The sequence below is a fragment of the Streptomyces sp. NPDC003691 genome (genome assembly GCF_053981115.1).
The window spans coordinates 1-1,337 of the sequence record NZ_JBSFNQ010000232.1; the positions used below are offsets into that span (position 1 = coordinate 1).

General features: G+C 65.8%; 1 pseudogene. It reads left to right on the forward strand.

Going from position 1 to position 1,337, the window contains the following annotated elements:
* Window positions 1–1,337 (forward strand): annotated as a pseudogene (locus ACWDR0_RS34915) (sugar-binding protein); the annotation flags it as partial.

A 1,337-nucleotide genomic window follows, 5' to 3' on the forward strand; every position in this document is an offset into this window, starting at 1 on the left:
GGTGACGGGTGGGACTACAACCCGGGTGCCATCACCCGGACCTACAAGTCCTGCCGCGACGACCGCACCGGCGGAAACAACACCAAGAAGACCGCGGACCTCTGCTGGGGCTCGTACAACGCGGTGCTGACGCTGGGCGGGTCGACGACCGAGCTGGTCCTGGACGACTCGGACAAGGCCACCCCGCACTCCGACAAGTGGGTCACTGCCAACGGCGACGGGTCCAAGGTCGAGCTGGCCAAGAACCCCGACTTCACCAACGGCGACTCGGACGGCGAGTACTGGAAGGTCACCACCCGTGACGGCACCCAGTACTGGTTCGGCCGCAACAAGCTCCCCGGCTGGTCGGCGGGGAAGGAGACCACGAACTCCGCCTTCACCGTCCCGGTCTCGGGCAACCAGCCCGGCGAGCCCTGCTACAACGCCACCTACGCGAACTCGTTCTGCCAGCAGGCCTGGCGCTGGAACCTCGACTACGTCGTGGACGTCCACGGCAACGCGATGTCGCTGTGGTGGAAGCAGGAGCAGAACCACTACGCGCAGAACTTCAAGTTCAAGAAGCCCGTCGCGTACGACCGCGGCGGATATCTCAGCCGTATCGACTACGGCCAGCGCGACAACGCGATCTACACCGGCGACCCGATCGCCCGTGTCATGTTCGCCGTCGAGGAGCGCTGCTACGCCGAAGACAGCCTCAAGTGCACCGACGCGAACTTCACCTCGGGCGACTGGGCGAAGAACCGTATCTGGTACGACACTCCGGCGGACCTGTACTGCTCCGGTGCCACCGGCAAGGAGTGCTACGTCCCGGTGCCCAGCTTCTGGTCCCGTAAGCGCCTCGCGGCCGTGACGACGTATGCCCAGCGGGTCCAGGGCTCGACCGCCCTGCACAAGGTCGACAACTGGAAGCTGGCGCAGTCGCTGCCGCACGAGAAGACCGACGAGGGCACCGCGCTCTGGCTGAACTCGGTCACCCGCACCGGCTACGGCGTCAATGACGCCGAGGGTGTGCAGCTCAACCCGGTCACCTTTGTCGCCAATACCCAGTCGATGCCGAACCGGGTGAAGGAGGTCGTGGCGGCCGGTCCGCCGGAAAAGAAGGACACGAACCCGGTCTTCGACCGGCTGCGGATCAGCCGGATCGTGAACGAGTACGGCGGCGAGACCGTCGTCACCTACAAGGCCCCGACCGGTGCCTGCGCGAGCGGCAAGAGCTTCCCCGCGACCCACGAGAACACCGGGCTCTGCTTCCCCGCCTACTGGCACCCGGACCCGGACAAGGCCGACGAGAAGATCAGCTGGTTCAACAAGTACGTCATCGCCAAGGTCGAGGAGCT